The 22,276-nt window shown below is 66.3% G+C and carries 19 protein-coding genes; 12 read left to right on the top strand and 7 right to left on the bottom strand.

Annotated elements, in window-relative coordinates; all coding sequences use genetic code 11:
* Window positions 1–97 precede the first annotated feature (97 nt).
* On the top strand, window positions 98–2,500 hold the full coding sequence (locus ARC63_RS15615; protein ID WP_082587889.1) for a TonB-dependent receptor plug domain-containing protein: 2,403 nt from the start codon (window positions 98–100) through the stop codon (window positions 2,498–2,500).
* The gene (locus ARC63_RS15610) at window positions 2,500–3,801 is read left to right on the top strand and encodes an aminotransferase class V-fold PLP-dependent enzyme (RefSeq protein ID WP_057503754.1); all 1,302 of its coding nucleotides are present in this window, start codon (window positions 2,500–2,502) and stop codon (window positions 3,799–3,801) included. Before ARC63_RS15615 ends, ARC63_RS15610 begins: the two co-directional genes overlap by 1 nt.
* Before the next feature lie 222 nt (window positions 3,802–4,023).
* On the opposite strand, the gene ARC63_RS15605 is transcribed toward ARC63_RS15610, so the two are convergent.
* The 4 genes from ARC63_RS15605 to ARC63_RS15590 are packed head-to-tail and all read right to left on the bottom strand — an operon-like array spanning window position 4,024 to window position 7,896.
* Entirely contained in the window at window positions 4,024–5,538 is a 1,515-nt protein-coding gene (locus ARC63_RS15605) for an aminotransferase-like domain-containing protein (RefSeq protein WP_057503753.1), read from the bottom strand.
* Between the two features lie 9 nt (window positions 5,539–5,547).
* The gene (locus ARC63_RS15600; protein ID WP_010482120.1) at window positions 5,548–6,147 is read right to left on the bottom strand and encodes a DUF6436 domain-containing protein; all 600 of its coding nucleotides are present in this window, start codon (window positions 6,145–6,147) and stop codon (window positions 5,548–5,550) included.
* On the bottom strand, window positions 6,147–6,425 hold the full coding sequence (locus ARC63_RS15595; RefSeq protein ID WP_019336318.1) for a hypothetical protein: 279 nt from the start codon (window positions 6,423–6,425) through the stop codon (window positions 6,147–6,149). The genes ARC63_RS15600 and ARC63_RS15595 overlap by 1 nt, the downstream gene beginning before the upstream one ends.
* A 55-nt stretch (window positions 6,426–6,480) precedes the next feature.
* Window positions 6,481–7,896 carry an aminotransferase-like domain-containing protein gene (locus tag ARC63_RS15590; protein WP_057503752.1) on the bottom strand — a complete coding sequence of 472 codons (1,416 nt, stop codon included), beginning with the start codon at window positions 7,894–7,896 and terminating at the stop codon, window positions 6,481–6,483.
* Between the two features lie 183 nt (window positions 7,897–8,079).
* Between ARC63_RS15590 and cyoA the strand changes: the two genes are divergently transcribed.
* The 5 genes from cyoA (at window position 8,080) to ARC63_RS15565 (ending at window position 12,748) form a co-directional block, all read left to right on the top strand.
* Window positions 8,080–8,985: a ubiquinol oxidase subunit II gene (gene cyoA, locus ARC63_RS15585; protein WP_010482114.1), complete on the top strand. Its 906-nt coding sequence runs from the start codon at window positions 8,080–8,082 to the stop codon at window positions 8,983–8,985.
* 5 nt (window positions 8,986–8,990) lie between these two features.
* Entirely contained in the window at window positions 8,991–10,967 is a 1,977-nt protein-coding gene (gene cyoB / locus ARC63_RS15580) for a cytochrome o ubiquinol oxidase subunit I (protein WP_010482112.1), read from the top strand.
* A complete protein-coding gene (cyoC, locus tag ARC63_RS15575; RefSeq protein ID WP_010482111.1) occupies window positions 10,964–11,599 on the top strand; it encodes a cytochrome o ubiquinol oxidase subunit III in 636 nt (211 codons plus the stop codon). The genes cyoB and cyoC overlap by 4 nt, the downstream gene beginning before the upstream one ends.
* Window position 11,600: 1 nt before the next feature.
* Entirely contained in the window at window positions 11,601–11,933 is a 333-nt protein-coding gene (gene cyoD, locus ARC63_RS15570; RefSeq protein WP_005411473.1) for a cytochrome o ubiquinol oxidase subunit IV, read from the top strand.
* A gap of 143 nt (window positions 11,934–12,076) precedes the next feature.
* Complete coding sequence (locus ARC63_RS15565) at window positions 12,077–12,748, top strand: SCO family protein (protein WP_010482109.1); 672 nt, start codon at window positions 12,077–12,079, stop codon at window positions 12,746–12,748.
* A 136-nt stretch (window positions 12,749–12,884) separates the two neighbouring features.
* On the opposite strand, the gene ARC63_RS15560 is transcribed toward ARC63_RS15565, so the two are convergent.
* Together ARC63_RS15560 and ARC63_RS15555 are read right to left on the bottom strand one after the other, a co-directional pair.
* On the bottom strand, window positions 12,885–13,478 hold the full coding sequence (locus tag ARC63_RS15560) for a S8 family serine peptidase (protein ID WP_043401240.1): 594 nt from the start codon (window positions 13,476–13,478) through the stop codon (window positions 12,885–12,887).
* Window positions 13,478–15,244, bottom strand: coding sequence for a S8 family serine peptidase (locus ARC63_RS15555; protein ID WP_010482107.1), 1,767 nt, complete (start codon window positions 15,242–15,244; stop codon window positions 13,478–13,480). Before ARC63_RS15555 ends, ARC63_RS15560 begins: the two co-directional genes overlap by 1 nt.
* Window positions 15,245–15,573: 329 nt before the next feature.
* Between ARC63_RS15555 and ARC63_RS15550 the strand changes: the two genes are divergently transcribed.
* Both ARC63_RS15550 and ARC63_RS15545 read left to right on the top strand, forming a co-directional pair.
* Window positions 15,574–16,014 carry a DUF2231 domain-containing protein gene (locus tag ARC63_RS15550; protein ID WP_057503751.1) on the top strand — a complete coding sequence of 147 codons (441 nt, stop codon included), beginning with the start codon at window positions 15,574–15,576 and terminating at the stop codon, window positions 16,012–16,014.
* Window positions 16,007–17,317 (top strand): PQQ-dependent sugar dehydrogenase, encoded by a 1,311-nt coding sequence (locus ARC63_RS15545; protein ID WP_057503750.1) that lies wholly within the window; start codon window positions 16,007–16,009, stop codon window positions 17,315–17,317. Before ARC63_RS15550 ends, ARC63_RS15545 begins: the two co-directional genes overlap by 8 nt.
* A gap of 90 nt (window positions 17,318–17,407) precedes the next feature.
* Here ARC63_RS15545 and ARC63_RS15540 read toward each other — a convergent pair whose 3' ends face one another.
* Complete coding sequence (locus ARC63_RS15540; RefSeq protein WP_010482104.1) at window positions 17,408–18,070, bottom strand: exopolysaccharide biosynthesis protein; 663 nt, start codon at window positions 18,068–18,070, stop codon at window positions 17,408–17,410.
* A gap of 150 nt (window positions 18,071–18,220) precedes the next feature.
* Between ARC63_RS15540 and yidA the strand changes: the two genes are divergently transcribed.
* The 3 genes from yidA to ARC63_RS15525 all read left to right on the top strand — a co-directional run bounded on the left by yidA (window position 18,221) and on the right by ARC63_RS15525 (window position 22,271).
* Window positions 18,221–19,054, top strand: a complete 834-nt coding sequence (yidA, locus tag ARC63_RS15535) for a sugar-phosphatase (RefSeq protein ID WP_057503749.1) — start codon at window positions 18,221–18,223, stop codon at window positions 19,052–19,054.
* Window positions 19,055–19,441: 387 nt separating this feature from the next.
* On the top strand, window positions 19,442–21,760 hold the full coding sequence (locus ARC63_RS15530) for a TonB-dependent receptor (protein ID WP_057503748.1): 2,319 nt from the start codon (window positions 19,442–19,444) through the stop codon (window positions 21,758–21,760).
* A gap of 121 nt (window positions 21,761–21,881) precedes the next feature.
* Window positions 21,882–22,271, top strand: a complete 390-nt coding sequence (locus tag ARC63_RS15525) for a hypothetical protein (protein WP_057503747.1) — start codon at window positions 21,882–21,884, stop codon at window positions 22,269–22,271.
* Window positions 22,272–22,276: the final 5 nt, after the last annotated feature.

The following is a 22,276-nucleotide window of genomic DNA, read 5'->3' as shown; positions in this document are numbered from 1 at the left end:
TGCCTCCTTCACACATCGGGCCGAGACTGCGCGCCTTGTCCAGGCCTGTTGTGTCCGCACAGGTGCTGGCCCTGTCGCGTCCTCCCGGAGCCCTGCTGTGCATCGTTCGAAGCTTTCGCGTTCCATCCTCCTTGCCCTTTCCATGGCCAGCGCAGGAGGCGCGATCGCAGCGGAGGCCGATGCGATCGACGCCGCAGGCGGTAGCCGTGCCGTGCCCACCCAGCTCGATGCGATGCTGGTCACCGGTACCCGTGCCTCCAACCGCACCCAGTTCGAAACGCTGGCGCCGGTAGACGTGTTCACCAAGGAAGACATCACGTCCGTTGAATCCACCGACCTGAAGGACGTGCTGGCGCAGCTGGTGCCGTCGTTCGTGGTGCAGCGCCTGCCGATGGCCGACGGGCAGGTGTTCGTGCGTCCGGCCACCCTGCGTGGCCTGTCGCCGGACCAGACCCTGGTGCTGGTCAACGGTCGTCGCTTCCACCGCAGCGCGCTGCTCGGCAACCGTGGCGCGCAGGCCGCCGACCTGGCGCAGATTCCGACCAGTGCAATCAAGCGCATCGAGGTACTGCGTGATGGTGCGTCTGCGCAGTACGGCTCGGACGCCATCGCCGGTGTCATCAACATCATCCTCGAGGATGGTCCGGGCACCGAGATCACCGCCGGCTATTCGCAGTACGCGCAGGGGGACGGTGCCTCGCGCGACTTCAGTGCGCGCACCGGCTGGTCGCTGGGCGACTATGGCAGCCTGGTGCTGTTCGCTGAGTCGTCCAACTCCGACGCCACCTCGCGCACCCGCCAGCGCCCCGATGCCATCGCCTTCCAGGCGGCCCATCCGGAGCTGGACGTGCCCAACCCGGTGCAGCGCTGGGGCCAGCCGGACCTGGAAAGCCGCCGCGTTGGCTTCAACGTGAAGGCCAACGCCAGCGAGACGCTGGAGCTGTACGCGTTCGGTCTTTACAGCCACAGTGATGGCGTCAGCGATTTCAACTGGCGCAACCCGGACACCACCACCGGCGCCTACCGCACCACCGCCATTTTCCCGGGCTGGAACCTGCGTTCGCTGTACCCGGTGGGCTTCAGCCCGCAGTACGGCAACGTCCAGAACGATCTGCAGCTGGTCGGCGGCCTGCGCGGTGAGATCACGCCCAAGCTGCGCTGGGATGTCAGTGCTTCGTATGGTCGCAACGCCATCGACTACAGCCTGAAGAACTCGATCAATGCCTCGCTGGGTCCGGCCAGCCCGACCGCGTTCGATCTCGGCCGCCTGACCCAGACCGAGAAGAACGCCAACGCCGACGTCAACTACGAGTGGGAGGTGGGCGCGCTGTCCAAGCCGATCAACGTCGCCTTCGGCGGCGAGTTCCGCCAGGAGACCTACCAGGTGCGCGCCGGTGATCCGGCCTCGTACGCGGTGGGCCCGGGCGCGGTCGCGGGCCTGGAAGCCAACTCCAACGGCGCGCCGGGCTTCTCCGCCAGCCAGGCCGGGCAGTGGAGCCAGCGCAGCAAGGCCGCCTACGTGGATATGGAAGTGCCGCTGGGCGAGCGCTGGAGCATCGGTGCGGCCAGCCGCTACGAGGACTTCTCCAGCTTCGGCAGCACGCTGGACGGCAAGCTGTCGGCGCGCTTCGCGATCACGCCGGACGTAGCCCTGCGCGGTACCGTGTCCACCGGCTTCCGTGCACCGACGCCGGCGCAGCTCAACACCACCAGTACCACCCAGGGCCTGGACACGCGCACCCTGCAGATCTTCACCAGTGGCCGCCTGTCGCCGAACGATCCACTGGCGCAGCTGCTCGGTGCCAGGCCGCTGAAGCCCGAAGAATCGCGCACCGCCTCGCTGGGCCTGACCTGGCGCACCGACCTGGGCCTGTCCGGTTCGGTGGATGTCTACCAGATCAGGCTCACCGACCGCTTCAGCCAGTCGGCCAGCTTCGCCATTCCGGCCGGTACGCCCAATCCGCTGGGCTATACCTCGGTGAACTACTTCACCAACGACTTCGACACCACCACCACCGGCGTCGACGTGGTCGGCAATTACCTGCGCGACCTCGGCGCAGGCCGCATGACGCTGACCCTGGCCTACAACTACAACCGCACCCGCGTGGACAACGGCAGCACCTCGGTGGCGACCAACGAAACCCAGCGCGTGCTGTTCGAAGACCGCCTGCCCGAGCACAAGGGCAGCCTGACCGGCAGCTGGGACATCGGCGCCTGGTCGCTGATGGCGCGCATGCGCTACTACGGTGCCTGGACCGACTCCAGCGGCAATGCAGTGGGCGACATCTACCAGCGCTTCGGCGCGATGAGCTTCCTCGATCTGGCTGTTGGCTATCGCATCAACGAACATCACAGCCTGCGCGTGGGTGCCGACAACGTGTTCGACCGCTACCCGGATGAGGCCACGTTCCAGGCCAGCCGCGGCCTGATCTACTCGCGCAACGCGCCGTACGACACCGACGGTGCCAATCTGTACGCGCAGTACCGGCTGAGCTTCTGATGGACCCGGCCCGCCGTTCCCTTCTGCGTGCAGGCACCTTGCTGCCGGCTGCAGCTGCACTGTCTTCACTGCCCGCCACGGCTGCCGCGCGTTACGCTGCACCCATGCAGATTCCCGCAACGACCGTGGCGCCGGACGTGCTGGCCCGCGATGAAAACTACTGGACCGCCGTGGCCAGCCACTTCGACATCACCGACGAAGTGAACCATCTGGAGAACGGCTACTGGGGCGCGATGGGGCTTGAGACGCTGGCCAGTTACCAGCGCCACACCGCTGAAGTGAACCGTGGCAACGCCTGGTACGGCCGCCGTGAATTCCCGGCGCAGTACCTGGCAGTACAGCGGCAGGTGGCCGAGCTGCTGGGTGTGGGTGCGGATGAGATCGCACTGACTCGGGGCGCCACCGAGGCGATGCTGGCGTTGATTGGCGGCTACAACCGCCTGCAGCCCGGCGACCAGGTGCTGTATGCCGACATCGACTACGACAGCATGATCGGCGCGATGCGCTGGCTGCAGCAGCGCCGTGGCGTGCGAGTCGAGCGCATCGGGCTGCCGGCGGTGCCCGACCACGCGCAGATCCTGCAGGCCTACGAGGCCGCGTTCGCGCGGCTGCCACGTCTGAAACTGGTGCTGCTGACCCAGGTCAGCCATCGCCACGGGCTGGTGCTGCCGGTGGCCGAGATTGCCGAGCGTGCGCGCGCACGCGGTATCGATGTGATCGTCGATGCTGCGCATGGGTTTGGCCAGATCGACTACGCGGTGCCACAGCTGAAGGCCGATTTCGTTGGCATCAACCTGCACAAATGGATCGGTGCGCCGGTCGGCGTCGGCGCGATGTACGTGCGCAGGGGCCGCGTTGCGGACCTCGACCCGTACATGGGCGAGACCGACGACGGCCGCGTGGGCAGTCGCGTACACACCGGCACGGTCAACTTCGCCGCCTACCTGGCACTGCCGGAAGCGATCGCGCTGCACCAGCGCATCGGCGTGGCCAACAAGCAGGCGCGCCTGCGCTACCTGCGCGAGCGCTGGACGCTGCCGGCACGGCAGATGGCGCATATCGAAGTGCTGTCTTCGCCCGATCCGGCGCTGGCCAGCGCCTTGGCCAGCTTCCGTCTGCGTGGGCGCACCAACGTGGCAGACAACATGGCGCTGCAGAAGCGCCTGCTGGACGAGCATCGCGTGTTCACCACGCATCGCGACGGGTTGGACTCCGGCGCCTGCGTGCGGGTGACGCCGTCGGTGTTCACCCGGCCGCAGCAGATGGATGCGCTGGTGCAGGCGCTCTCCGCCCTGGCCTGACCCTGCTTGGGTAGGTGCCAACCTTGGTTGGCACATTCCGACCGTGCCGGGGAATCGTCCGCCGGGCAGGGCCCGGCGCTACCGCTCTTCTCCAGCCTGGTGGGTGCCGACCGTTGGTCGGCACACCCTATCCACGCATGGCGTGCACGGACATTGCCAATCAAGGTTGGCATCTACCGAAGCGGATCCCGTAGATCCACGCCCTGCGTGGATGCTCTCCGCCTACCGCTCGATCGCCGGTAACGCATCGGACAACAACAACCGGTCAATCCGCCGCAACGCGCTCTCCAGCTGCCGGCGATCCGCTGCCAGCCCCAGCGACAACCGCACGCCGTTCTGACGCTGCACCCCGGGCGGGCAAAACGCCGATGAAGGAGCGATGGCCAGCCCCTGCAACTGCGCGGTACGCACCAGCGTGGCGTCGGTCCATGGTGCCGGCACCCGACACCAGGCATGCAGGCCTTCGGCGCGTAGCAGCAGCGACGGCGCCAGCAGGTAGCGCGCCATGCGCATGCGCTCGCGGGCCTCGGTGCGCACCTGCGCCAGCAGTGACTGTGCCGAACCATCCAGCAGCAGCTGGCTGGCCAGCGCTGAGACCAACGGGTGCCCCATCAGCCGGGTGGCGCGTAGGGCCGATGCCATTGCCTCGGCGTGCGCAGCGTTCGGGCACTGCACGAACGCGGTGCGCAGGCCAGGGCTGATCACCTTCGACAGCGTCGCCACATAGAACACATGGCGCGGTGCCAGCGTTGCCAGCGGTATCGGTGCCTCTTCGGCAAGATGCCAGTACGGATCATCTTCGATCGCCAGCAGGCCCTCGCTTTCCAATATGCGTGCCAGCGCTTCGCGCCGCTGCAACGGCAATGTCAGTGCGGTCGGGTTCTGGCAGGTGGGGTTGAGATAGACCAGCCGCGCGCCACCTTCGCGTGCCTGCCGCACCAGCGCCTCGGGGCACATGCCGTGCTCGTCGCCTTCCACCGGAACCAGCCGCCGGCCAAGCGCCCCCGCGGCCTGCAGCAGCCCCGGGTAGACCAGCGTGTCGCACAGGATTGCGTCGCCATCGCGGCCCTGGCTGACCAGGATCGCGGCCAGTGCCACCTGTGCGCCTTCGGTCAGCAGCAGGCAGTTGTCAGCCACGACGCCCAGCATCGGCTGCAGCCAGCGCGCCGCGGCATGGCGATCAGTGGGGTTGCCGCCCCCCAGGTGATAGGTCATCAGGTTCGGTGCGTTGCTGCGCGCAAGCACGGCGGCGGCGCCGCGACGCAGCGTCTCCGCCAGCGCGTCGGCATCAGGCACCGGCGGCACGTTCATGCTCAGGTCCACCGCCTGGTCGAAGCCGGCCTTGGGCGGTGCGATGAAGCTGCCCTGTGGTCCACGCGCTTCGATCAGGCCACGCTTGCGTGCTTCATCGAAGGCGCGGGTGACCGTGGTCAGGTCGATGCCCAGCTGCTGCGCCAACGCGCGCTGCGAGGGCAGGCGCTGTCCCGGTGCCAGACCACCACGGCGCACCGTGCGTTCCAGCGAATTGACGATGCGCAGGTAGATCGGACCGCTGTGCGCGAGCACGTCCTGCACCCACTCGCGCGCTGCGACATCCGGTCGCGGCATGTACGGAGCATGTCGGGGCGTATCGTTGCTTCCAACGGCGGGAGCCTGTCCATAACCATCGGTCGGTTCGGACAGGTGACCGCCGTTGTTGTTTGCGGCGGTCGCGCCACCCAGAGCCAGTGATGTCATTGCGCGTCCTCAGCGCTTGGCCTGCCAGGGGCAGTAGCAGCCCACGGCAAGCAGTCCCTTGGGGCGCACGGTTTCGCCGCGCACCAGTCTGTCCAGCAGCGGTTCGACGAAACTGTTGGCCGAGTTGCAGACCATGCCGATGCTGTACGGGCCGGCGTAGGCCAGATGGCCCTGCCGGTCCCAGATCGCCACCGCAGGGCTGGCCGGGATGTGCTCGATGCCGTCGATGGACGGCAGGTTGATCACCTTGTTGCGCAGCGGCTCGGGCAGTTCGCCCTGCGTGCCAGGGCGACGGATCGCGTAGAAGTCGATGCCGGCGCGGCGGTACATGCTGATCAGGTAGCTCAGGTGGGCACCGGTCTCGCGGTTGCACACCCCGCAGGCCGGGTCCCAGAAATGCACCACGCGGATGCGGCCGGTATCTCCGGCCAGATCGGCCGGCAGGCGCAGCTGCGAGTCGTCGAAGACGATGGCCTGTTCGGTGAACGTGGACTGCGCGCTGTAACCGAAGTACTGCCACAGTGCAGCCGCCACGCCGGCCATGAACAGGCAGGCGAGGGCGATCATCGTCGGCAGCAGCCAGCGGCGGCGCGGCGCGGCTGCGCCCATCAGGAGTCTTCCCGGCCGAACTTGTGCACGTACTGCTTGCGCATCTCGCGGCAGGAATCGGCCTGCGCGCGACGCTGGATCTCGCTACGCGACGGATCCTCGCTGCGCTGCAGGCACTGCTCGATGGCATGGCGTTCGGCGGCCTGTACGTCCACGGTCTGTGGCTGCAGGCAGACCCAGGCCAGCGCGGCCAGCATCAGCACGACAAAGCCGCCGCAACCGGCCATCACCAGGTGGAACTTCAGTTTCTCGGCGCGCATCGATGCACGTCCCTTCATCCATACATTGCATACAAAATATCATCTTGTATGGATGTCGTGCCACGTGGACGACTCAGACGATGGCGCTGTGCCGGGCCTCGGGGGCTTCAGACAGGATCTCGTTCAGCTTGGCCAGCGCCCCGGCCAGCGCGCCTTGGTCGACCGCGCCGCCCAGCGACAGTCGGATGGCGTTGCCCGGCGGCGGTTCTTCCACGCTGAAGGCGTCGGAACTGGCGATGCCCAGGCCCTGTTCCTGCGCGGCCTGGATCAGCCGGTACTGGTCAAGCCGTGGCGGCAGCGGCAGCCACACATGCAGGCCGGCCGGATGCGCCTGGGCACGGGACGGCAGGTACTGCGCGGCAATGGCCTGGCGCTCGCGCAGTTCCTGCTGGAAGCGCTGCACCATGTCCTGGGCCTGGCCACTGCGGATCCACTGCGAGGCCACCGCCACCATCGACTGGGTCGGCATCAGTGCGATCGCGCGCAGGGCGTCCAGCACCGGCTCCATCGGCTCGCCGGCCGGCACCACCAGGTAAGCGGTGCGCAGGCCCGGGGCCAGGCACTTGGACAGGGTGGAGATGTAGTAGACCGGGCAGCCGGCGTCGCGATGGGCGGCCAACGGCGGCGCGGCGTCCCCGGCCAGCAACCAGTAGGGATCGTCTTCGATCACGGTCAGATCGTGGCGCTTGGCAACCGCCAGCAGGGCCTGCCGGCGTTGTGCCGACATCGTCGCGGTGGTCGGGTTCTGGATGGTCGGTACCAGGTACAGCAGGCGCGGGCGGCGCAGCTGGCAGGCTTCTTCCAGTGCCTCGGGCAGCATGCCTTCGGCGTCCATCGCCACCGGCACCACGCCCCGCTGCAGCACGCGCGCGGCGGCCAGCAGGCCCGGGTAGGTCAGCTGCTCGGCGGCGATCAGCTCGCCTGGCTGGGTGCGGGCCAGGATCAGCGCGCACAGCGCGGTCTGCGCACCGGGGCAGATCACTACCTGGTCGGTGCCGACCGTCGCCAGGATCGGTGCCAGCCACTGTACGGCGGCGGCGCGGTCCTCGCGGGTACCGGCGCCGACGTGGTAGCTCATCAGTTCACCCTGGCCCAGCTGCTGGCCCACGTGCTGGAAGCCGGCTTCCATGCCCTGCGCGAACGGCGCGCTGCCCAGCAGCGGCGGGATGTTCATGCTCAGGTCGACCGAGGTGCTGCGGTTGCCGGCCGACAGCGCGATGAAGGTGCCGCCCGCGCCCTGCGCGTCGAGCAGGCCGGCCTGGCGCAGTTCGGCAAAGGCGCGGGTGACCGTGGTCAGGTCCACGCCCACCTGCTGGGCCAGGTCGCGCTGCGGCGGCAGGCGGTCGCCCGGGCGCAGCACGCCGTCATCCACCGCCTCGCGCACCTGCTGGGCAATCTGCAGGTACAGCGGGCCGGCGCCCTCGCGGAAGGGGCGGACCCAGGTGCGATTGGGGCGTTTCAGGCGGCGGCCGGCGGCAGGTGGCGTCATCGGTCAGATTTTTCCATACGTGCAGATGCACAAGTCCATACAATGCTGTATCTTGTATGGGCTTGATTGGATTGGTTCGCCTGCTTGTAGGCGACCTCGTACCCACAGTGTAGCCGCTCCACGCCCGGGCGCTGCGCGCAGGCGAGCCGGTCAAGCGCGCTTCTTCAACAGGGTTGACCTCCAATGAATATCTGCTGGAACCGCATCCGCCTGGCGCTGGTCGCCCTGGCCTGCGTCGGCCTGTCGGGCTGTGACTGGGTGCTGCTGGATTCGAAGGGCATGGTCGGGCTCGCCCAGCGCGACCTGATCCTGATCTGCATCGGCCTGATGCTGATCGTGGTGATACCGGCCATCGTGCTGACCTTCGTGTTCGCGTGGCGCTACCGCGCTGGCAACACCAAAGCGAAATACACGCCGGACTGGTCGCACTCCACCAAGGTGGAGATCGTGGTCTGGGGCGTGCCGCTGATCATCATCGCGGTGCTGGCGGTGATCGTGTGGAAGTCGACCCACGAGCTGGACCCCTACAAGCCGCTGGACGTGGCTGGCGAACCGCTGCACGTGGACGTGATCGCCACCGACTGGAAGTGGGTGTTCGTGTACCCGGACCTGGGCATCGCCACGGTCAACCAGCTCAACTTCCCGGCCAATCGTCCGCTGGCATTCAACATCACCTCCAACTCGACGATGAATACCTTCTTCATCCCGCAGCTGGGTGGGCAGATCTACGCGATGGCCGGCATGCGCACGCAGCTGCACCTGATCGCCAACGAACCCGGCCAGTTCCGTGGCATGTCCGGCAACTACAGCGGGCATGGCTTCTCGAACATGAAGTTCATCGCCACTGCCAGCAGCAACGAAGACTTCGAGCGCTGGGTGGCCGAAGTGCGCAGCGCGCCCGACGCGCTCAGCTTCACGCAGTTCAAGGCGCTGGCCGCGCCGTCGAAGAACGCACCGGTGCAGCACTTCTCCAGTGTTGAACCGTTGCTGTTCAAGAAGGTCATCGACCAGTTCATCGGCGTCGGTGAGAACACCGCTGCTGCTACCCCGGCGGGCGCTGCCGGCGGTGCTCAGGTTTCCCAGGAGTAACGAACATGTTGGGTAAATTGACGTGGGAGGCCGTGCCGCTGCACGAGCCGATCGTCGTGGTCACATTGGCGGCCATGGTGCTGGGTGGCCTCGCGCTGCTTGGCGCAGTGACGTACTTCAAGCTGTGGGGCCCGCTGTGGCGCGACTGGTTCACCACCGTGGACCACAAGAAGATCGGCATCATGTATGTGGTGGTGGCGCTGGTCATGCTGGTGCGTGGCTTCGCCGACGCGCTGATGATGCGCGCGCAGCTGGCCGCGGCCGGGCCGGGCAGTGATGGCTTCCTGCCACCGGAGCACTACGACCAGATCTTCACCGCGCACGGCGTGATCATGATCTTCTTCGTGGCCACCCCGTTCGTGGTCGGCCTGATGAACATCATCGTGCCGCTGCAGATTGGTGCGCGCGACATGGCGTTCCCGTTCCTCAACGCCTTCAGCTTCTGGATCTTCGTGGTCGGCGCAGCGCTGATGATGATCTCGCTGGGCGTTGGCGAATTCGCCATGACCGGCTGGGTGGCCTATCCGCCGCTGTCGGGCATCGAGTTCAGCCCAGGCGTGGGTGTTGATTACTACATCTGGGCGTTGCAGGCATCCGGTATCGGCACCTTGCTGACCGGCGTCAACCTGTTCATCACCATCCTGCGCATGCGTGCGCCGGGCATGACCCTGATGAAGATGCCGGTGTTCACCTGGACCGTGCTGGTCACCAGCGTGATCATCATCGCCGCCTTCCCGATCCTGACCGTGGCGCTGGGCGCGCTCACCCTGGATCGCTACCTCGACTTCAACTTCTACACCAACACATTGGGTGGCAACCCGATGATGTACGTGAACCTGGTGTGGGCCTGGGGCCATCCGGAGGTGTACATCCTGGTGCTGCCGGCGTTCGGCATCTTCTCTGAAGTCACGGCCACGTTCGCGCGCAAGAAGCTGTTCGGTTACAAGTCGATGGTGGGCGCCACGCTGGCGATCGGCATCCTGTCGTTCATCGTCTGGCTGCACCACTTCTTCACCATGGGCTCCGGTGCCAGCGTCAATGCCTTCTTCGGCATCATGACGATGATCATCGCCATCCCCACCGGGGTGAAGATCTTCACCTGGCTGTTCACCATGTATGGCGGCCGCGTCGAGTTCAGCGTGCCGATGCTGTGGACCATCGCCTTCCTGGTCACCTTCACCATCGGTGGCATGACCGGCGTGCTGCTGGCCATCCCGGGCGCGGACTTCCTGCTGCACAACAGCCTGTTCCTGGTCGCGCACTTCCATAACACCATCATCGGCGGCGCGCTGTTCGGCTACCTGGCCGGCTTCGCCTACTGGTTCCCGAAGGTGTTCGGCTTCACCCTCAACGAGCGCCTGGGCAAGTGGTCGTTCGCCTGCTGGGTGATCGGCTTCTACCTGGCCTTCATGCCGCTGTACATGCTGGGCTTCATGGGCATGACCCGTCGCATGAACCAGTACGACAACCCGGCGTGGACGCCGTACCTGATCGCCGCCTTCATCGGCGCGCTGTTCGTGTTCGCGGGCATCATCCTGATGCTGGTGCAGATCTACGTGAGCGTTCGCGACCGCAAGCGCAACCTGGACCTGACCGGCGACCCGTGGAATGCGCGCACGCTGGAATGGGCCACGCCGTCGCCGCCGCCGTTCTACAACTTCGCGGTGGTGCCCAAGGCCGATGAGCTGGACGCCTTCCACGAAGCGAAGAAGCGCGGCCTGCCGCCGCCGCCGAAGACGTACGCGCCGATCCACATGCCGAAGAACACCGGCGTGCCGCTGATCCTCAACATCTGGATCCTGGTGCTGTGCTTCGCCCTGGTCTGGCACATCTGGTGGATGGCCGCGGCCAGCTTCATCGCGATGATCGTCACCCTGATCGTGCGGTCCTACGACGAGGACGTGGACTACTACGTCAGTTCCGAAGAGGTGGCGCGCACTGAAGCGGCCAACCTTGCCAAGCTGAAGGAGGTACGCGCATGAACCTGTTGACCCGCCCCGAGCTGGCCACCGGCACGCAGGCACACGAGGACCACCACGAACACGACCACAGCCACGAGCAGGGCGGCATGAAGGTGTTCGGCATGTGGGTCTACCTCATGTCCGACCTGGTGCTGTTCGGTTCGCTGTTCGCCTCGTACGCGGTGCTCAGCACCGCCTACGCCGGCGGCCCCACCGGCAAGGAGCTGTTCTCGCTGCCGTTCGTGATGGCCGAGACCTTCCTGCTGCTGGTCTCCAGCATCACCTACGGCCAGGCCGTACTGGCGATGCACCGCCACGACACCTCGGCGGTGCTGCGCTGGCTGGGCGTGACCTTCGTGCTCGGTGCCTCGTTCATCGGCATGGAGATCTATGAGTTCTCGCACCTGATCCACGAAGGCGCAGGCCCCAGCACCAGTGCCTACCTGTCGGCGTTCTTCGCGCTGGTCGCCACCCACGGCCTGCACGTGGCCAGCGGCCTGATCTGGATGGCGGTGGTCATGCACCAGGTCTACCGCCGTGGCCTGACCCCGACCAACATCACCCGCGTGTCGTGCCTGAGCCTGTTCTGGCACTTCCTGGACCTGGTGTGGATCTGCGTCTTCACCTTCGTCTACCTGATCGGAGCCTTCTGACATGGCCCACGTCGAAACCTCGCGCGCCGGCAATGCGCACGGCTCCACCAAGTCCTACCTGATCGGCTTCGTGCTGTGCGCGCTGCTGACCGTGGTGCCGTTCGCGCTGGTGATGAACCCGGTGCTGTCGCGTCCGCTCACGCTGTTCCTGCTGGTCGGCTTCGCGGTGGCGCAGATCCTGGTGCAGCTGGTCTATTTCCTGCACATGGACCGCAAGTCCGAAGGTGGCTGGAACCTGGCCAGCTTCGTGTTCACCCTGGTGATCCTGTTCATCATCGTCGCGTTGTCGGTGTGGATCATCTGGAGCATGCACTACCACATGATGATCAACTGACCGTGGCCGGGGTGATCGGCACGGATCGCGCGATCACCCCGGCACCTCAGCCCTCTTTTCCCCCAAGGGCAGGCCTGACCGAGACCCCGCCCGCATCTGCGTTGGTGGTACCCGTGAAGCGTCCTGCTGCTGTTGTCCGTTCGTTGTTCTCTCCCCGTTTCCGCCTGCCGCTGCTGGCAGGCCTGGCCATCGGCCTGCTGGCTGGCTGCAGTGCGCAGTCGCGCATGGACTTCTACTCCAAGGACATCGCCTGCGAAGAACTTGGCCAGCAGTGGTCGATGCCCGACAGCCACGGCACCGTGCGTGGCCCGAAGGACCTGCAGGGGCAGGTGACCTATCTGTTCTTCGGTTTCACCAGCTGCCCGGATGTGTGCCCGACCACCATGGTCGAGCTGAGTCAGGTCAAGCACCTGATGGGCAAGGATGCCGACCAGCTGCAGGTGGTGTTCGTCAGCGTCGACCCGGCGCGTGATACGCCGGAGGTGGCGCGCACCTATGTGGAAGCCTTCGACCCCAAGGCGATCGCACTGGTTGGCAACGAAGCGCAGTTGGCCGCGATGGCCAGCGACTTCAAGGCGTTCTATGAGAAAGAGCCCGGCCAGGTGCCGGAGACCTACACCATGAGCCACATCGCCGGTGGCTACGTGTTCGACCGCCAGGGCCGCCTGCGCCTGTTCGCGCCCTATGGCATGCCGGTGGACAAGCTGTTCTCCGACGTGCAGCGCCTGCTGCTGGAGCCCGCTCATCCAGCCGCCGGCAACGACGCGCTGGCCAGCTGCAGCCGCAAACACAGCGACACACTCGCCGCCCGCTGACGCTGGTGGGTGCCAACCTTGGTTGGCACGTCTGGATCTGCTGTTGGTGGGTGCCGACCGTTGGTCGGCACATCCCCCCACACCCATCCCCCGGCCGGCCAGGAGAGCCAACCGGCCGGGGGCACCACTCAACGCCTTACTTGGTTTCTTCCCACTGCACCACGTCCGGCTCGGCCGCCTTGATGCCGGCGGTCGACAGCAGCTTGGTGGTCGCATCCAGCGCCGCGTTCACCGACGGGTACTCCACAATCGCGCGGCCGGAGGCCTTGGATACCTTCACCACGGTGCCGCCGGTGGCGGTGGCCGCACGCTGGGCCGAGGCCGCATCGGTGAAGAACACCTTGACCCGCGAGGTCGCCACCACTGGCGCGCCATCGTTGGAGACAGCGGCCGCAAACTTGCTGGCGCCGGCATCCGCACGTGCGGCCACACCGGTAGACGCATCGGTGGACCGCTTGCTGCGGGTACCGACGGCCGCCGCGCTGGCATCAGCCCCGGTCGTGATCCGGAACTGGCCGCCGCTGGCCGGCTGCACGGTTGCCGACGGCGCCAGCTGGAAGCGCGCGCCGCCCACATTGAACGAACGGCCGGTGGCCTCCGCCTTCAACTGCTGCGTGTCTACGGTCGACAAGGTCTTCGCCGGAGGTGTCTGGCCCGAACTCTGTGCCCAGGCGGTGGTGGTCATCGCCGCGAGGGCGAGGGTGCTCAACAGAATGGTCGTCTTCATCATCAGTGCCCCAGAACGCGGATCTTGAAGAATTCGAGGTTGCCACGCGATGCAGCGTTCGCGGCCTGCCCCAGGTCGGTGACTTCCAGCGTCCAGGTGCCCGTGGCGTTCTCATCCAGGAAGGCATTGCTGGACAGCAGGTCCCAGTTGGTGAAGTTGCGCTGGACACCATTGAGGCCAGAGCCGATCGCGGTGAATGCCGGCTGCACCACGCTGCGCGTGCCACTGGGCGAGACCAGCACGAACTGCAGCTGGCGGGTGTTGCTGTGATTGACCCGGAAGCCGAGCTGCACGCTTTCGATGTTGCGCGCGCCATTGGCCAGCTGGAAGGTCAGGCGAGCAGCAGCGGCCGAGGTATTGCCGATGGCTACGGTGCGCGTCGTGTTGCGCCAGCCGCTGTCCACCAATGCACCCAGCGACTGGAAGTTCTCGGCGACCTCTACTGCACGGGCGGCGTTGACCACGCCGAAGCCGTACCAGTTGCTGTAGGCGCGGCCGGCGGCATTCACCGTCCAACCCGGCACCAGCACGCGGCCATCGGAGTGCGTGACCGCCGCCCGGTTCGGGTCATTGCGGGTGGCCGTGGTGGCCAGGATGTACTTCACATCGCGGTAGGACAGGTTTGGATTGGTTTCCAGCAGCAGTGCCGCCACGCCCGACACCATCGGCGTGGCCGCCGAGGTACCGTTCATCTTGCCGGTGTAGTTGCAGGTGCTGTCGATGGCGGACTGATCGCCGTCCAATGTGTTGCGCAGGCTCGTATTCTTGTTGCTGCCCTGCGCGCAGCCGGTGACGTCGGTGGTGAGGATGGCCGGATCGTAGCGGATCGCCAGCTGCCCCGGCACGACCTGCCGCTGCCAGCCATTCTCGCCGCCGAAGCCGGACACCCACAGCGCCGAGCCGGTGGACGAGTAGGACGAGCGCACGCCATCGGCGCGCACGGCGGCAACAGTGATCACGTTGAACAGGTTGTTGCGCGGATCGCGGCCGGCCGGAATGCAGCCCGTGTTGCGGTTCTTGGTGTCTGCCGAGCAGATGTCGGTGCCATCCGAGCGTGCGCCGTTGTTGTGGTTGTTGCCGGCGGCTTTCACGTAGATGCCACCGCGCCCGCCACGGGTGCCGGACATGGCCTGCTCATAGGCGGTGATGTCGTTCTGGCTGTAGGCCAACGGCAGGTTGGGGTTGCCCGGGCTGGAGCCCCAGCTGTTGTTGAAGACCCCCACGTCGGCCACTTCGGCGCCGTCCCACCACGAGTACTCGATGTTGGAATTCGAGTTGCCCTGGGCATTGGATGCCAGGAAATTGAAGCCCTTGAGTGTGGCGGCTGAGGCCACTCCGCGCACGCCCAGGTTGTTGGCGCCCACCGCACCGGCGATACCGCCGACCATGGTGCCGTGATTGTCGCGGTCCGGATTGGACGGTGAGGGATTGTTGCTCTGGTTGGCGAAGTTCTTGCCCGCGACCGCCGCGACGTTGGCGGCCAGGTCCGGGTGGGCGATCTGCAGGCCGTCATCGACGATGGCGATGGTGACGCCCTGGCCACGGATGCCATTGCGGAACAGGCCATCCACGTTGAGATCGTTGCCGGCCACCGGCAGCGTATCGCCCAGTACGGCCTGCCCGGTGTTGAGCAGATGCCACTGACGCCCGGCCAGCGGATCGGCCTGCTGGGCCTGGGCGGTGACGGCCAGGCTGCCCAGCACCAGGGCAGTGGCAAGGGCCAGGCGCGCGGAGCGTGGTGGCGCGGAGCGTTGCGTGTGTCGCTTCATACACGAATCCTTCTGTTGTGAATCGGCATGGCAGGACGGCGGGGCGGAACTGCCCCATCGCAACGAGCCAAACGCGACACAACGAACAACCCCCTACCTCTTCACACACCCAATCTGCAGATGTGCCGATTGCGTCACAAACGCTTATGCCGCGGGGTAATGACGACTGCGCATTCCTGTAGAGCCGAGCCCATGCTCGGCTGATCGGACGGTCCCGTGTGTAAAGCAGCCGAGCATGGGCTCGGCTCTACACAAGCGGTGTCATCGCGCGCCCTCACATCTGGCTGTGCTACTACAGCCCGTGCACCCTTCCGCGTCGGAGCACGATGATGGTCAATCCGCTCGCCCAAGCCCACCGCGGCCTCGGCACCACGCTGTTCAGCCTGTTGAACCCGATACCCTTCGGCTTCTTCGTCGGTGTATTGATCTTCGACGCGATCTATCTCAACAGCGCCGAGGTGATGTGGGGCAAGGCCGCTGCCTGGCTGATCACCTTCGGCCTGCTGATCGCCATCATTCCGCGCCTGATCAACCTGTTCGCGGTCTGGCGCCGCAGCGGTACCGCCACCCGTATCGACCGCATCGACTTCTTCCTCAACCTGGTCGCGGTGGTGCTGGCCATCTGGAACGCGTTCGTGCACAGCCGCGATGCGTATGCCGCTGCCGTGCCGGGTACGATCCTGTCGGCGCTGACCGTGGCCCTGATCGCCCTGGGTCTGATCCTGCTGTCACTGCAGCCGCCGGTGCTGCAGGGAGGTCGTCATGGCTAAGCACATCCTGCCCACCGTCGCCGCGCTGGCACTGGCCGTCACTCTGTCGGCCTGCGCGGGCAAGGCCGAATATCACCCCACCGACCAGTCCGGCGCAAAGCCACCGCTGCCGGCACCGAAGAACTTCCTGATGCCGCCAATGCAGGTGCCACGCGGCGTGGGCTGGGCCGATGGCCAGTCACCCACGGTGGCCGAAGGCCTGAAGATCGAGCGCATCGCCGCCAACCTGCAGCATCCGCGGCGCCTGCTGACCCTGCCCAACGGCGATGTGCTGGTGGTGGAAGGCAACGGCCCCGGCGAAGAACCGGTCACCACGCCCAAGCAGTGGATTGCCGGCAAGGTGAAGGCGCGCTCGGGCAAGGCCGGCAAGGGCGGCAACCGGGTCACCCTGCTGCGCCGCTCGCCGGGAACGAACACCTGGACCCAGCACGTCTACATCGAAGGCCTGCACTCGCCGTTCGGCATCCAGCTGATCGGTGACACGCTGTACGTGGCCAACACCGGCAACATCATGCAGTACCACTACGTGCCCGGCGAAACCCGCATGTCCGACAAGGGCCGCGAGTTCACCGACCTGCCCAGCACCATCAACCACCACTGGACCAAGGAACTGCTGGCCAGCCGCGATGGCCGCAAGCTGTACGTGGGCGTGGGTTCCAACAGCAACATCACCGAGAATGGCCTGGCCGTCGAATACCGCCGCGCGGTGGTGCTGGAAGTGGACGTGGCCACCCGTGGCAGCCGCATCTTCGCCTCGGGCATCCGCAACCCGACCGGCCTGGACTGGGAGCCGAGCACCGGAAAGTTGTGGGCTGTTGCGAACGAACGCGATGAGATCGGTGCCGACCTGGTGCCGGATTACCTGACCTCGGTGAAAGAAGATGGTTTCTACGGTTGGCCCTACAGTTACTACGGTCAGCACGTGGACGAGCGCGTGCAGCCGCAGCGGCCGGACCTGGTGGCCAAGGCGATCGTGCCGGACTACGCGATCGGCTCGCACGTGGCGCCGCTGGGCCTGCTGTTCTACACCGGCCAGGCACTGCCGGCGCAGTACCACGGCGGTGCCTTCATCGGCGAACACGGCAGCTGGGACCGTTCGCCGCTGAGCGGGTACGAAGTGGTGTACGTACCGTTCAAGGACGGCAAGCCGACCGGGCGGCCACAGACTGTGGTCAGTGGCTTCGCCTCGAAGGACGAGAAGACGCTGATGGGTGCGCCGGTGGGGATGGCCATGGATGCAGAGGGCGCGCTGCTGGTGGCCGACGACGTGGGCGACGTGGTGTGGCGGGTGTCGGCCAAGTAGTTCTGTAGAGCCGAGCCCATGCTCGGCTGCTCTTCGTTCGGTGCACGGAAACCCGCGCGGTGCGCGCGTAAGCCGAGCATGGGCTCGGCTCTACAGTTCCGCAGTACTGCTGCGGAACCCGCTGAACACCGACTCGGCAGCAAACCCGACGCCGCCCAGCAGCACGCCGAAATACACCACCGTGGCCACCACGAAGCCGTAACCGGCCGCCACCGCCGCGCCATCGCGCTGGATGAAGCCGATTGCAAAGGACATCAGCGCCAGCGCCGGCAGCGTGTTGCTGAAAGGAATCGGTCCGGCGGGCGCCATCAGCAGCAGGGTCGCGAACACCAGCATCAGGTTGTTCAGGCGCATCATCTTCTTCGAGCGCACCATCACCGCCAGCCGCATCGGCCGCGACAGCCGCTCCATGCGGTGCACCCACTTCAGCGCACGGCCCAGGTTGGCTTTCAGCTTGTCGGTGGCGATCTCGCGGCGCGCCAGCTTCTGCGGCACCCACAGCGGGCGGTTGCGCACCCGGCTCAGGCCGATCAGCAGGATCGAGGCGCCGAACACGGTGCTCAGCCCCGGAATCGACACCGGAATGATGAAGATGGCCGAGAGCAGGATCACGATCAGCAGCAGGCCTTCATCGCCCAGCGCACTGAGCAGGGTGCCGACGCTGACCTGTTCGCCGGGCAGCTCGTCGATCATCTGCTCGATCTGCTGGGCCAGAGGCGCACTGTCGTTGGTTTCGGGGGCACGGTAGGTCATGCGTCGCAAGGTTCTCCAGGGAAGGGCGGTCAGCGGGCCGTCCTGCGGTGGGGGGACGCACAGGCCCCTGCAGTATCCCGGCCAACGTGGGCAAAGAGGTGAACCGGGCATGAGGCAGTAAACTGGTGTGCCCCGCACGAGTTGAACGCAATGGACATGGGCCGCAGGCAATCGACCATCGAACTGGTCGCCATTGATATGGATGGCACCCTGCTGGACCCCACCCACACGCTCACCGGGCGGGCCAAGCAGGCCATCGCACAGGCGCGCGCGCTGGGGGTGCACATCGTGCTGACCAGTGGGCGCCCGGTTCCGGGCCTGGCACCGTTCCTGCACGAGCTGGGCATCACCGGCGACGACGACTACTGCATCGCCTGCAACGGCGGCCTGGTGCAGCGCATCGGCACGCGCGAAACCGTGGTCGAGTATCCGCTCAGCTTCGACGACTTCCTGTTCTGCGAGCAGGTGGCCCGCGACCTGGGCGTGCACTTCCAGGCGCTGGACAGCCAGCGCATGTACACGCCCAACCAGGACATCAGCTACTACACCGTGGCCGATTCGCATCTCTCGCGGATGCCGCTGTCCTATCGCCGCGTGGAAGACATGGACCCGTCGATGTCCTTCATCAAGCTGATGATGATCGACGCGCCCGACGTGCTGGATACCGCCATCGCGCGCCTGCCCAGCGAACTGACCGAGCGCTTCGCGGTACTGAAGAGCGCACCGTTCTTCCTGGAAGTGTTCGACCGCCGCGCCGGGAAGGGACCGAGCCTGCAGAAGCTGGCCGCGCACCTGGGCATCGACCGCGCCAACGTGATGGCCATCGGCGACCAGGAAAACGACCTGACCATGCTGCAGTACGCCGGTACCAGCGTGGCGATGGGCAATGCCATTGATGCTGTGAAGGCGGTGGCGCGGTTTGAAACCACCAGCAATGCCGATGAAGGCGTGGCGCGCGCGATCGAGCGCTTCGTCCTGCAGTAACCGCGCGGTCAGCTGTCGAGGTAGCTGCCAACCTCATCCGCCCCGGTGGGTGCCAACCTTGGTTGGCACACGCAGACGGCAAGCGCCGACCAAGGTCGGCCCCGACCACGCCGGGGCTATACCCACGTATAACCCACCCATCCCTATCGCCATTCGTGCTGTACCACCGCGCAATGGCGAATGCGGCAGCGCGATGCAAGAATTTCGCACGTCGAAATCACGCCATCGAATTCTGAGGCAGAGGATCGTCCTCCTCTGCCACTGACCGGCGCGCACTGCGCCGTCACCCTCAACGCAATCGCATCGCCAGCCAGGGCGCCGACACCGGCGCTGCAACGCGCTGGGCGTGCGCCTGCGCCGCTCTCTCCCTGCACCCTGGATCTGCCCATGAACACCCCACCCACGACGCGCCTCGCCCTGGCCATCATCGCGGCCATCACCGCACCTGCGTACGCCGCAGAAACGCACGACGCCGCGCTCGACACGCCCACCACGCTCAATGCCCTGCAGGTCATCGCAACGCCGCGCGGTGCGGCCGTGGCACCGACCCAGGTGGTCGGTCCCAACCGCTACATCATCAAGGCCGAAGACCTCGACGCGATGGTCACCGGCAACAACGGCCTGGCCATGCTGAAGCAGGTACCGGGCGCCAGCTACACCGCCACCGACGGACTGGGCCTGGATATCTCCGCCACCAGCCTGTTCGTGCGCGGCTTCCGCATGAATGAAATGGGCATCACCTTCGAAGGCGTGCCGCTGAACGACAACGGCTTCCTCTCGCTCACCGGCACCAGCGTGGTGAACGTGGGCGTGCCCGATGGTATCGGCGCGATCACGGTCAGCCCTGGCGGCGCACCGGTCAGCGTGTTCTCCAGCAGCGTCAACGGCGGCAGCCTGGAATACCGCCTGCGCGAGCTGCAGGACACGCCCAGCCTGCGCGTGAAGCAGGGCGTGGGCAGCAACAACACGCTGGTCACCACCGTGTCCGGGCAGAGCGGCCAGCTCGGTGAGCATGGCCCGAAAGTGCTGGTCGACCTGCAGCGCGTGTCCGCCGACAAGTACCAGGGCGAGGGCACGCAGAACTTCCTGCGCGGCGACCTGAAGCTGCAGCAGGACGTCGCCTGGGGCGATGTCACCGTGTTCCTGTCCGACAGCAAGGCCAAGGTCTGGGGCTACAACAACATCTCCTTCGACATGATCCGCAAGCTGGGCTGGAAGGCCGACATCTTCTATCCCGATTATGCGTGGGCGTGGTACGTGGCCTCGCCGGAAAACGCGGACAAATCCTGCGGCGCCTACACCTGCGGTGAGCTGTCCGAACTGATTCCGTACGACACCGGCCAGACCACCCGCGACCGCGTGTCATCGATCAACCATCGCTTCCAGATCACCCCGGCGCTGAGTGGCAACGTGCAGCTGTACAACGCCAACAGCCACACCCAGGCCACGCTGACGGACCCGACCGTACCGTCGCCCAACGGCGCACCGTTCTCCGAACAGGTACAGACGCCGCGCCTCAACCGCCTGGGCGGCATGGTCAACCTGCAGTTCGAGGCCGGCGCGCACACCTTCACTGCCGGTTTCTGGCAGGAGAAGAGCAAGGCCGCAGCCAAGACCGAGTGGTACCAGCAGCCACTGCTGGGCGAGGGCCCGCCGCTGAAGGCCACCGGCCCGTTCGACGTGTACGGCCCCGCGTTCAAGACCGACAACGCATCGAGCTGGGTGACCCGCTCGCGCCAGTTCTACCTGCAGGACGACATCGTGCTGAACGACACGCTGAAGCTGGGTGTCGGCTTCAAGGCCGTGGACTTCCGCACCCGCGGTGGCGGCCTGGGTGATGCCAAGGACCGGCCGGTGAACGGCACGCTGCGCGCGAAGAGCAACTTCCTGCCGCACGTCTCGCTGTTCTGGAGCCCGACCGAATCCACCGACGCCTTCATCGACCTGGCCAACACCATGAACGGCTACCGCGTGGCCCAGCGCGGCAACATCGGCTACACCGCCTCGGCATGGACCATCACCGACCAGGAAGAGTTCGACCGCGTGGCCGGCACGCTGCGCCCGGAGAAGAACTGGAACCTCACCGTAGGCGCGTCGCATCGCTTCGACCGGCTGACGATCACCGGCGACGTGTTCTACAACGACATCCGCAACCGCCTGCTGTCGGCCGCCATCGGTACCCAGTTCGCGCAGATCAACACGGTTCGGCTGATGCCGAAGATGCATGTGATCGGTGCCGACCTCGGCATCACCGCCGACCTGACCGACCACCTGCAGTTCTATCAGGGCGTGGCCGTAGCCCGTTCGTACTACGACAGTGATTTCGTGGTGGGCGACACGGTGTACCCGATCAAGGGCAATGCCCAGCCGGGCTACCCGCAGATCTCGCTGGTCAGCGACCTGTCCGCGCACTTCGGTGACTGGCGCTTTGGTGCAACCAGCACCTCGTACCTGCGCCAGCCTTTCACCTACGAGAACGACATCCGCGTGCCGACCTTCTGGCAGGTCAACACCTATGCCGCCTACCGCTTCGGTGCGGACAGCGCGGTGCCCGGCCTGGAGCTGCGGCTGGACGTGAGCAACCTGTTCAACCGCCACAACATCGGCACCGCCACCATCGCCGGCTCGTCGTTCTCTGGGGATTACCAGACCCTGCAGCGCAGCGCGCCACGACAGCTGATGTTCAGTACCTCGATGGCCTTCTGAGGCGGCGAGGGTGGGGTCAGAGCCCTTTGCTGGGCAAAGGGCTCTGACCCCCAAAACCCGCCTACAAACCCGCCTTGCGCAAACAACAGGGGTTTTCTGGCAGCGACGCAAGGTTCCCACAATGTTGCTGGGTCATGCTGTTGGCATGGCTCAGTACAACCCGCGAACTCCGTTGTTCGGCATCCGGGGCCCGGGACGGCCCCGGCAGGCGCCGTCCGTAACGCCTGTGATCGACCTGCAGGCCGAGTACCAGTTCTGGCACGTCTACGAGCGCGTGGTCCGTCCGTTGCCCGGTGGGGGGCTGCGGCTGGCCTGGCTGGTGTGCCAGAAGGTCTACCGGGACCGGTGGCAGCACCCGGACGACAGCGACGAGGCGGCGTTGTCGCGGGTGCTGTTTGGCGGGAACATGACGGCTGACCGGGCGTCGGAGCTGGCGGAGCTGCACGCGCTGGTCAGCCGTCGGGTGGCGTTGCTGGCGAAGCGGGGTGTACTGTTCGGACGCGGCCGCTGAACCGC

The organism is Stenotrophomonas geniculata ATCC 19374 = JCM 13324, from assembly GCF_001431625.1.
GTDB lineage: Bacteria > Pseudomonadota > Gammaproteobacteria > Xanthomonadales > Xanthomonadaceae > Stenotrophomonas > Stenotrophomonas geniculata.
The sequence above is the reverse complement of the archived record's forward strand: the minus strand, read 5'-3'. Positions and strand labels throughout refer to the sequence as shown.